Annotated in this window: 6 protein-coding genes; 4 read left to right on the top strand and 2 right to left on the bottom strand. The window is 51.6% G+C overall.

All coding sequences use genetic code 11. The features are described from left to right. Positions 1-986 precede the first annotated feature (986 nt). Positions 987-2,063 carry a hypothetical protein gene (locus AC1RMX_RS24170; RefSeq protein WP_493073207.1) on the top strand — a complete coding sequence of 359 codons (1,077 nt, stop codon included), beginning with the start codon at positions 987-989 and terminating at the stop codon, positions 2,061-2,063. A gap of 107 nt (positions 2,064-2,170) precedes the next feature. On the opposite strand, the gene AC1RMX_RS24165 is transcribed toward AC1RMX_RS24170, so the two are convergent. Next, complete coding sequence (locus tag AC1RMX_RS24165) at positions 2,171-3,853, bottom strand: phospholipase D-like domain-containing protein (protein WP_493073205.1); 1,683 nt, start codon at positions 3,851-3,853, stop codon at positions 2,171-2,173. A 641-nt stretch (positions 3,854-4,494) separates the two neighbouring features. Here AC1RMX_RS24165 and AC1RMX_RS24160 point away from each other — a divergent pair. The 3 genes from AC1RMX_RS24160 (at position 4,495) to AC1RMX_RS24150 (ending at position 10,292) form a co-directional block, all read left to right on the top strand. Further along, a complete protein-coding gene (locus tag AC1RMX_RS24160; RefSeq protein WP_493073204.1) occupies positions 4,495-7,455 on the top strand; it encodes a hypothetical protein in 2,961 nt (986 codons plus the stop codon). Positions 7,456-7,656: 201 nt separating this feature from the next. Further along, the gene (locus AC1RMX_RS24155; protein WP_493073203.1) at positions 7,657-8,853 is read left to right on the top strand and encodes a radical SAM protein; all 1,197 of its coding nucleotides are present in this window, start codon (positions 7,657-7,659) and stop codon (positions 8,851-8,853) included. An 86-nt stretch (positions 8,854-8,939) separates the two neighbouring features. Beyond that, positions 8,940-10,292, top strand: coding sequence for a hypothetical protein (locus AC1RMX_RS24150; protein WP_493073201.1), 1,353 nt, complete (start codon positions 8,940-8,942; stop codon positions 10,290-10,292). A gap of 219 nt (positions 10,293-10,511) precedes the next feature. On the opposite strand, the gene AC1RMX_RS24145 is transcribed toward AC1RMX_RS24150, so the two are convergent. Further along, positions 10,512-11,042 carry a hypothetical protein gene (locus AC1RMX_RS24145; RefSeq protein WP_493073200.1) on the bottom strand — a complete coding sequence of 177 codons (531 nt, stop codon included), beginning with the start codon at positions 11,040-11,042 and terminating at the stop codon, positions 10,512-10,514. Between the last annotated feature and the right edge of the window lie 297 nt (positions 11,043-11,339).

The following is an 11,339-nucleotide window of genomic DNA, read 5'->3' as shown; positions in this document are numbered from 1 at the left end:
GGATGTGGCATGTTTTTCAGATTCAAGAGTTCGTCGAGCTGTCAGGGTTGGTGGCTACGAGCCATTAAGGTGGCGTAGCTTATAAGAAATGCGGGTTGGAATGAAATGGAGGAAGCGTTGCAACGAGGAGAATTTTTTCTTCTGTTATTGGCTGACTGGTCAGGAAAGTTAATAAAAAAGCTTTAGCGTTAGATGCTTATAAAAGTCTGTCAGACAATCAGTCATTAAGGCTTTCAAGCAGCTGTTATTGTCGACCATTATTCATGGAAGTGATTATCTGTTGGGCTCTGTTGTGAGCGCTGATGCCGGATCGAGCGCGATCACCCAGTCCTATGAAAACCCGTGGGGCCAAATCGGGCGCGTGTTTACATTTCTTGAGTGCCTGCGGTCTGTGGGCTTTCAAAAAACATGATCATTCATGGCCAGTAAAATCAATAAGTTGTGCATCTTTTTTGACATGGCTGCTTCATGGGTTTTTCAATTTTTTTGATAAAAGCTTTTGAAATCTTCGAAATAAATGAACCAGCTTCGGCTGATTTTTTATCGAGTTACTCTTCATCGCCTATTTGCAGGGGCTGCAGTGTTCTCCCAATTCTGAACCCGCGTAGGCATCATTAAGTAAAGTTCGGTAGTCGGTCCAAACGCTAAAGATTGTGGTGTTCGAGAGCGGTAGTGCAGATGAATCAGGTCCATAACCGAACATCATCGCCTGATGTTCGCAGGCGATTCGTTGATTTCCTTCTCACACCACGCGCCTTGCCAACTGCTTAAACGCTGGGCTCGTTCCTTCCCAGGTGACGCCACAAGCGGGTGTTGCGTATGCGTCCCCATCGCGACTTCGAGGGATGCCATTCGTAGATCAGATTTCTGCTCCGTCACTCGATCAGAGCGCGAGCACTTCGATACCGTCAGTTTTAGCGAGCAAAGGCGCAGACGGTGGGCTATCGTTCGATGGATCACGTTTGCCGATGGGGCAAGGACCAATCATGAACCGTAGCGTCTACTTCATGGCATGTATACGGCTGTTGTGCGTGCTTGCTTTCAGCGGGCTAGTGACACCCGTCTCCGCTGAGGATGCCCGTGAGGTAAGTGTGTCCGCGCTACCCGGTACCTCCGTAATTGTAGATACCGTTGGTTGTGCCCTGAACCCTTCTTTTTTGCCACCATCGACTGTTGAGGTATTAGCCGCTAACGGACGTCGCCATATTGTGTTCACCTCTGTTCAATCTCAGCGCGCGGAGGTTCAGTTCACTGTGGATGTCGGCAGTATGGAAGCCGCGGATGGTAGAAGCTGTGTGGGTGTGGTCAGCCGTCGCTATACAGTAGCCCTCAATACAGTGCCTGAGATTTCACCTGCTTCACTCCAAATGTCATTCCAGGTACTTATCGCAGCGCTGATATTGGCGCTTTTGCTAGAAAGCGCGTTTGCACTGATTTTCAATTGGCGAATCTTCAATTACTTGCTAGTGCGAAAGTCGGTACAGCCAATCGTTATGTTAGTGGGGGCTTTGATTATAGTTAGAGCTTTTGGCTTTGATCTCATCGCCCAGCTCTACAAGGCCTATTACCCAGCGGCAACTGTTCCGCAGAATGGTTGGGGGACGTCAGTTTTAACGGCTATGATCCTAGCTGGTGGTAGCAGCGGGATTAACCAAATCTTGAAGTCATTGGGATTTCGCTCGCCACTGGTTAGACCAGATGTCGAGCCCGTGCTCCGAGAAGATCAGGCATGGGTTTCAGTTGAAGTGCTCGATGCTGATCAGCTATACACAATTGACGTGTCGACGATACAGAGCGCGAGTTCACCATTTAGAGTTGCTGGTACGGTCGGCCCGAAGAAACGATCGGTTGGAGCGATGTTTTTTCCTAATCAAAACCGAATTCCGTCCTCTGGCGGGATGGTGGTATCGACCAATGACACTTACGTAATCACTGCTCGATGCGTGAAGTCCGGGGAAGTAATCGATGTTTTTGGGAAAGTCATCAGTGACATTTCCAACGCTACACCGATTGCCTTTGCTCCGAAGGCGGTTGTTGACTTCCAGATCCCAATAAGTAAATAGCTCCTCATTTAATTGGAGTGACTAAGCACCACATGAGGCAGTTTGTCATGTAAAAACCAGGCTTAGACGACTATGCGGGGTATCGAGAGCGAAACCCCGTTTACAGCCTAGAGTCCCCAGAACATCCACTCCTGGATCTGGTTTTTATCATTGATATAGCTGTCTTGCCACGTATCATCCGAAGTAAGCTTCGCCCATGGGTTTTTCCCGTTAGCTTGAGTTTGCGCAACATACTGCCGCCACCGATAGTGGCGATAGACCGAGTAGATGTGCACGGCGTAAGCTTGGGCCATTTCCTTTTGTCCCTGCACAATGACAAAGTTTTCGTCGTTCGATTCGCTTGCTGCGTTGGAAAAATTATGTGATCCAGTGATCAGAATAGGATTGTCACCAAAAGGATCAATGCAGATGACCTTGCTGTGCACAAGGACACTGATTCGGCCGCCCTTTGTAAATTCCTTGTCCCAGTAAGAGAAGGCCTCCTTTATTCCGATAGGGGTCACAACATCAAGAGGCATGGCGTTGTCCGGCTTTGCGCTCACCAGATGAGCGTAGAGTTTTCCGGAGCGACCGCCAACGAATTGGTTGATGACACCTCGGACAAATTTCCCATTGGCAAGATCGTCCAAAACATCGAATACGGGGCCCGTTGGGCCAGGCATAAATGAGAGAAAAAGAATTCCTTGCTTCGCGTTACCGATCAATTGACGTATGCGATTAAGGTCATTGCTCTTTACCGTTGGAGTGAACCAGGGTTCTATATTGGCGGGGTCGTTGATAGTAACTCCAGGGGATGGGTTTTTCTTTTTTAGCAAGGACGGTGAACTGTCGCCGGCTGTAACTAGCGACAACCACTGTGCTTTGTACTGTTCGGCAAGTTGGCAACTTTTTATCAGGAGGCCATTATTGATTTGAGTTAACAAGCCCGTGACAGTGAGGTTGGTGGAGCCGGTCCATACGTACTGATCGTTGTTTGAGAACTCGAACACAATGAACTTATTGTGCGCCAATCCACCGGTTCCCAATGGCGGCGCCGTCATTCTGTTATGGACGACGCAGCCTGCGTTTTTCAACATCTTGCGGGCTTCTAAATTCTCATCGGGCGACGTTGCTTTAGAGGCACCATTGGCGAGAATGACGTTCGCGCGCGACTTGAGTGCTATCAGGTGAGCAATTATTTTAGGGTCATCGAGCTCAAACAGAGCAGCCCAAAGATGAGCCCCGGGGTCGCTTATTGTTTTTAAGAGCAGTTCGTTGAGTTTGCTTAATAATGTGCCGCCGCAGAACTCACGCAATTGGTCGTCGGCTGCGCTTGATAGCGCGTTGACAAGCCCAGTGCTAGTCTCGAGATGATGAGTCTTTGCATAGTCAGCCATCCATTGGGATGCTGCTAAGGGACGGTTGAAGACGCAAGTAATATCGCCGTTCTTTGGTTGAACAGCGTGGATAGTTGTCCAATCACTTGCAAAACTGTCGCCCTTAACCAAAGAACCGGGTCGCCCGATCATGGGCACGATTCGGTACTCGAAGACGTCGCTTTCAGACACTTCATGGTCCGTCCAGGAGTAGCGCTGGAATGGCCATAACGACGAAGACTTTGTCTGGTGGGGACCAGTAGCGTCTTCGGCGAAACCGACACGGTTTACTAGCTCAACTTCCGACGAGTATTGTGAATTTTTTACACGGCGACGCTCAATGGCGAAGCCTAGGCAGTCGGTTATTTTGTCGCTACGCCAGTTAAGGATGGTGTCGTCAATGTTGGTAATAGCCATCAGTTTTACCTTGCTCATTTCATCCTCCTTCTTGGGAAATGGCTATAACCTCGCGCCGAAGCACGGGCTGTAGAGGATTGAGAATGAGCCAAACGGGCTAATTCACAAGCCATCATTAAGAATAATTCGAATGCAGAGACAGAAGACTTATCGCGATAATTTTAGTGATGTCTGACAATTCGAAATCAATGCTGTAATTGGAAGAAAGTAAATAGAGTCCAAGCAGGCCCGAATCTCCTTATTTTTCATGATCTCGATCTGCCGCTGCTGATTGCAATACTGAAGGAGCGGTGCTTGATCCGTATGATGAGATCGTGTCATCGCCAGCAACGAGCAAAGCAGGATTCCAGTTTTTAAGAGGAAATTTCCGGTGTTGACTGGTATTTGTGGATGCTCAGGCTACTCTCTGAAGGCAGCGGCGGCGTTCAATGTACTTACGAAATTCTCTGAAGGATAAAGATTATTAGATCAGATTTTTTCTTTTTCTGATGTAAGGAATCACGGTCGCCCTGTGGGTTTTACTTTTGTTGCTTGCTTTTAATGTTTAAGTTCTTTTCAAGAAGTATCATTTGTCGAACTTGTGTCAGGTTCAAAATAACCAATCAGTGACACGCCGAGTGCGAAAGTCACTACCTGGAAAAGAATGAGGGGCTTCCTCTATGAATCCTTTGATTCAAGATTTTCAGGACCGCGTACGCGCCGTCACTGATGCTTCTGCTGTGATCTCGCTGAATAACGAGGTTTTCGCCAGTGTCGGCCTCTCTGGTTTACCGTCTTGGATGCTGCCCGATAGCGTCGTCAAGGTCACGGAGGCCATAACAGACGTACTCGATGAAGACGCAATCAGATTATCTGGGACCATTGCTCATCCCAATCTCGGTGTAGCCTTGCTGACATTAAATGTCCAGGCAATAGACGGATCGCTACGGGCGGATGTTGAATTCGGACTTAAGGCACCTCTGCCGCTTGCAGCATTTCTCATTGACGCTGGCTTGGACGTGCCAGGTATTGTGAATGAGTTCTTGCACACAGACACGTTCAGTTCCGTCAAAAGTGAATGGCGATCAGGGCAACTGCGGCTGAATCTTCAGATGAAAGGAGACCACACATTACGTCTTGGCCCCATCACCATTAGGGTGGAGCTTTCGCAAGCAAACATCGTTCTTAGTCCGCCAGCGCTGGAAAGCGTTGTCGGCTCACTTCGCATCGGTAACCAGATTCTCAGCGTAGCGCTGCCCATAACGAACGAGCTTGAGTTTCATGTCGATTCGGTCAACATGACTGTGGCGGGACTGTTCGACGAGTTGGGAATTGAGCTTCCACCATTGCCGCCACTGCCTATCGTGTCACAACCCTTATCGGGGCTACTGATCGAAAGGGTGGACGGCGCGGTATGTCTTGGAGCTACCCAGCGAATTTCCGGTGTTGGCACACTCACAGTATCGGTGTCCATGCATGACGGCCAACTCGGTGGAGTGCTCACTCTGCTGCCTATGGCAGGATTGAGATTTTCCACGATGCACGTCGCGCTGGCTCCATTCGATGCACTACTCGATATTGTGTCGTTCGGCGATCCCTCTGTTGTGCTTTCGACCGTTTCTGCCACGGATTTTCCCATCGTCGACGCAGCGGGTCGCTGGACGCTTACCTCGGTGGAGGTGGGCGCTGCATTCTTCGGACAGCTTCACCTCGACGGGTTTGGGTTGGAAGTGGTCAAGGGGGTGTTGGGTGGTATTGATCGTTTGCCATTCTTGCTGCCAATAAACGAATCGCTAAGTGATTTGCATATTAAGGTCGATCTTTTCCAACAAATTGAGCTCCTGCCGGGTGTGCTTTTAATCGACCGCTTTATGTTGAATTTGGTGCCAGAACCACTGAACGTAAACGTGAACGGAACAGCTCATCTCACGCTGTTCGGCGAGCAACTGCCCACTCTCGTGCTCGGAGCCGCCGTCTCCCCCGATGCCTACAGTTTTTTTCTGAAAAGTGCAGAAGTATGGGAGCACCCACTAGGTCTGCCGTTTAACGTTGAGGAATTGGGGCTGCAGATTGATGGACCTGTGATCGCTTACGGTCTCTTCGGGAAAGTGGCACTCACGCAAACGAAGGCGTCTCTGGCTACCAAGTTTATAGGAAACGCACCTACGTTCTTGGCGGCGGCGCTGGACGGCGAACTGTCAATGCAAATCCTGCTAAAGGATCTCGTGGGTATTGACTTGCCGATCCCATTCGAACCGAAACTTCGAGACGCCTCTATCTACGTAGTAGTAAACCCGCTAGGTGAAACAATCGCGACTCGACATTACCCCAGAGGTATTGGGCTGAAGGGGACTATTACCTTTCTCTCTTTCAGCGCGAGCCTTTCAGCAGCGATGAATGAGCAGTCCATTTCTGCTCGGGCGGCTTTCAATGAGCCGGTGCGCATGTTACCTCTCCTGGAGATGACGGGTTTCGGAGGCGCAGACACACCCGTCATCTCCATTGATAGCGGCCATGATCCCATTTGTATGGTCAGCGCCCGGGTAACGGTACTAGGGGTCATGCAAGACCTGCATGCCGAGGTTGGCACCGACCATGTCGTCTTTGACTTTGATTCTGTTGTAGGGCCGGTTAAAACGCAGTTCAAGGCGACATTAGGGGATGGGACGTTCAATGTAGCCGGTACCGCCTCATTCGGTTTGAAGGGAGCTATTGGGCCACTAACGCTCGGTGCGGGACTTCCTTCACTCGGCACGTTGCAATTAGACGTACAAGCCAGCGCTATGATCGCCGCAGGTGGCGACAATCTGGAAAATGCCGGCGTTAAGGTCTCGGCTGGCTTCAATGTCGGTGATATTGAAATCGAAGTCCCAGAGATTGAAGTTGATATTCAGTCGATTGAGCAGTTGCCTCAGGCGATTCTCGAATACATTCAGCGCAACGCGACCGATATCTTGAAAGCGCTGATATCCACAGCTGATGTGTGGCTGAAGGCGATCGCGCAAGGGATCATCGTGGGCGTCCAGAATGTCGCCAAAGTGCTGCTGGATCAATTCCAGCAAAACATAGAGGTGGTGACGGACGTATTGATCAACACATTGAGGGTGGGTGTAGACGAAGCAGCAAAGCAATTGCGGGACGCTGGGCAGACAGTAACCGATATAGCTACATCCCTGGCGAACCTCAATCAAGTTCCCAATGCCATTCGCGGAGCGTTGGAGGCGTTGAACGTGCCAGCTGAGGAAATTTCTAAGGCCTTGCAAGCAGCCTTTCCAGGTATTCCGCACGCCGACTTCGCTGCCGTTCCGCACGCAGACGTGGGCGCCAAGCCGCACGCCGATGTTCATGGCGTTCATACAGACATTGGTGCCACCCATACCGATGGTACAGCAGGTCATACCGACGGCACCACGGGCCATACCGACGTAAGGACCGGGCACACGGACGAAGGGGGAGGTTGGGTGCCCCATCTCGACATAGGTGGCATTCATACAGACCTAGGTGGATTGCACACCGACATTGCCGGGATCCATACAGACTTCGGTATAGCACACACCGACACCGAAATTCCTCCTCATCTGGATACTGCAGCATCAGTGCATATAGACACGCCCGAAACGCTGCACGTTGATGCCCCATGACAGCATTGATCGCTCATGCGAGGCGCATTGCACAATGGTACGGCGTTGAAAATGGACGGGGTCGACAGGGAACAGAGGCAAATCGCCGATCTGTACTCGGCCAATAACATACTCACCGCAGCCTTGCGCGTACAGGTACCACCACTCCTACGGGCATTGAGCAGCGAGCCGATTAAGTTGGAGTTTGTGTAGGAGACAAATATGCCAGTCGAAGTCCGACCGCTAGGCGTGAAGTGCAATATTGCGTGTCACTACTGTTATCAAGACGCGGTCCGAACGGCAGGTGGCAACGCCAAGGAGTACGATCTCGAAGCAATAAAGACGGCAATAGTTGCTAAGGGAGGTCCTTTTACTCTGTTCGGTGGTGAGCCGTTGCTGATGCCCAAGCGAGACATGGAGGATTTACTCGCGTGGGGGTTCGAACGCTTCGGGTCGAGTTCTATCCAAACTAACGCAGTACTGCTCGATGACGACCACATCACGATGTTCGAGCGTTTCAAAGTACACGTCGGTATTTCATTGGACGGACCGGACGATTGCAACACGCCACGATGGGCGGGAAGTCAGAAGAGAACTGACGCGGCGACGCGCAAGGCAGAACAAGCCATCGAGCGACTGCTCGCCCGTGGTATTGCGCCTAGCATCATCACAACATTGCACCAGCGCAACGCGGCCGAGGACGTCCTGCATCGATTGTTGGATTGGTTTCGTTTTTTGGACAGCATCGGTGTGCGCTCGGTGCGGGTTCATGTGCTTGAAAGCGAGACCGAAATCGTTCGCTCCTCGCTGGCGCTCTCTACTGAGCAATACGTCCGTGCCATGCTGTCACTCAGCACCCTGGAGCGGAATGAGTTGAAGCACCTGCGCTTTGATCTGTTCCGCGAAATAGACGCCCTGTTGGTAGCCAAGGACAAAGGGGTCTCGTGTGTGTGGCGAGCCTGCGATCCGTATACAACGGAAGCAGTTCAAGGAATCGAAGGACATGGGCAATCGAGCAATTGTGGGCGGACAAACAAGGCGGGTGTCGACTTTGTAAAGGCGAGCCAGACCTCCTTTGAGAGATACCTGGCACTGTACAACACGCCACAAGAGTACGGCGGGTGTCAGGGCTGCCGGTTCTTCCTGATGTGCAAAGGGCAGTGTCCGGGCACCAGCATCGCAGGTGACTGGCGTAACCGCACTGAGCACTGCCAGACTTGGTTCCGTTTGTTTGAGCATTCGGAAGCTCGCTTGCAGAGCCAAGGGCATGTGCCTATCTCGGTAGACCCTCATCGCTATGTGCTCGAAAGGGCGATGCTAGATCAATGGGCGTCCGGGCATAACCCGCCTCTATGGTGGTTGCTTCAGCGACTTCGCGCATCTGTGCAAGGCGAGCCTAACAGTACGGCAGGGGAGTAAGGCATTTGGACAGACTTGGATTCACATTGCCTGACTTTTGCCGTGTGGGATGGGCCAGCGATGCAGCCAGGCAACGCTGGGCACCCGTGATCGAACAGATCAGATGCTTGTGGCACAGGCTGGAGATCGAGACCGTACGCAACGGGATGCGCAAGGTAGGGCTGGTCGCGTTGCCGCGGGACCGGAATGTCGATGAGGTGTTCGTCGGGTTGGTGTCCGCGCCGCTGTATGGTTTGTCGCCCCAATCCATGTACGTCAGTGATCGTAATAGCGCAGTGAACGGAGATGCGTGGGTCGTCCATGCGGTGGGTCATTCGAAGGACGTCGAGACAGCGGTGGACGCCTTTTCGCAAGGCGACGACAGCACGCTCGGTCTCCTGCTCGGCTACCCTGAATGCTGCATCAAATTCTTTAATGAGGTATGGAACAGGGAGAAATATATAGACACTACTTGGCCGATGGCTGTCCGCAGCGCGTCTGATATTGAACCGGCGATAAGAGAGTACGAGGCGTCGACAATGCCGGAAACCAACATGCTGTTGCGTTGGCTCTGTGTTCGACCTGTCTTCCACCTTCCATGTTCGTTCCAGTGCCAAGCGTCGAGACATGTCGCTGAGGATATCAGAGCTGTTGCTACTAGCATCGGACAGGGCGATACCGTGGATTTGTTGTATGAAATGCTCCAGTGGCCAGTGCAATGGTCAGCGTTGCACGGTATCGCTGAAATCGAAACACCGGTACTTCGTATTTCAACGCGCACCGATGCCACTGCTCTTGAATACAAGGTACGTCTGTTGGGAACTTCCAAGTCTGTCGAACTGGCTCCTTCAGGAACGAGATTCCCGTACCGTGCACCCAAGCGGATCCCTACACGGGAAATGGCGATAGAGCTGCCGAAGAAACGACTCGATGAAATTCTCAGCAGAGCGGCTTGGCTCCACCTGGATAACGGATTTCAGTCCCTGCCGAATATGCATTTGGCACTTAACCCGATTGTGCGTGCTATCGCCGCCTGTTCCCCACGCAGTGTCTTCCATGTGTCGTGCAAGAACGGCGTCCTACTGCGCCGTTTGGTGGACGCATTGCCTGGTGTCACGGTCCATGGGGTTGATCCGGACTCATTGAAGATCGAACACGCCCGACTCCTGATACCGGAGCACGCAGTAAGGCTCAGTGTATGTGACTTGAACGATGGCTTGCCGGAATCCAGGTTGCCTAAGGTCGACGTATGTGTGTTGATGCTGGGTAGGTTGCTGGAACTGCCGGGCGATCAGGCTTGTGCAATTCTGAAAACAATACGCGCGCGCGCGAGCACAGTGATCGTGTATGCCTTCGATGACTGGTTGCTACGCGCATCGCTCGACGTCATGGCGTCGTCGCTCGGTTTGCAATTGAGCCGTCCACATGGCGAAAGTCCATCGGTCGCTCAGCTGATTTAGCCATTGTGATCAGGCCCGGGAGGCAAGGCTGTTATCCAGCCTGGTCGTTGAGAGCATCCAAGCAAGGTTTAATGGGTTGCTGATGACGCGAAAGCGACGCCAGAAGCAATCGTTTTTCGTTTTTCAAAAGTATTAAAGAAAAGTTGTCGTTGTTCCGAATCGACAGAATCTCAATAAAGACGCACCGATTATGTTGTGCCTGTGACGCTACACCTCGCTTCATCCACCTTCTGGATCTTCATACCCTTCGTCTGGCCCTCCATCCACTAGCGGAAAGTCCTCACCCTCTTCTATATTGAGGGGCAGTGGGTAGCCAAGCGCGTTGTTGCTGATGAATTCCAATAGTCGCTTCATGTCTTTGTCGAGCACACGCAAACATCCGTTTGTAGGTCGGAGAAGCGCAGCGCCAAGACTAATTGGTCCACCGTGGATGCGTAGGTCATTTGTTGCTGCTTGCCGAATCAACGCGTCACCTGAGTTTCCTACCAGCACCAAGCGGGCGTACTGGCCATACTTCGCATTGTCTGGGCCTAACGTATCAGTTATGCCATAGCCCCCAAGTGGTGTGCTGCCGTAAGGTTTTCTCGGATCAAGACCACTGTTGCCGTGCAGGGACGCTGTCTTCTGGTCAGCTTTGCCATAACACTGGATTGGCCCAAAGACTGCTAGTCCGGTCAATGTATCCAGAATTTCCAAAACACCCAATTTCCTACGGTCTTTTGGAAGGCGAACCTTCATCAAGTATCCCATGGTGTGTCCTTTTCGGTTCCGCTTACGGTGGTCCGTTTGGTTTGACTTGTCCTGGCTTGCGTGAACTACGTTTGTACGGGGTCGGAGCTGTGATTAGGAGGTTTCTGCTGCGAGCTAGTTGAAGCTCTGGCTAGATCTGTATTTAGAATAGACGCTGGTGCAGGAGTTGGAATTACCAATGTCAGATGGTGTCTGGGGTCGCCGCCTATGCAGATTTCGCCTCTGCGTTAAAAATAGGAGGCGCATAAAAAAACGTGGGGTTGCAATCATTACATTGACCCAATGGTCACGGCTTGG

This window comes from Pseudomonas sp. GW822-FHT03F04 (assembly GCF_058801405.1).
Note: the sequence above shows the minus strand (reverse complement) of the source record. Positions and strands in the feature narration are given on the sequence as shown.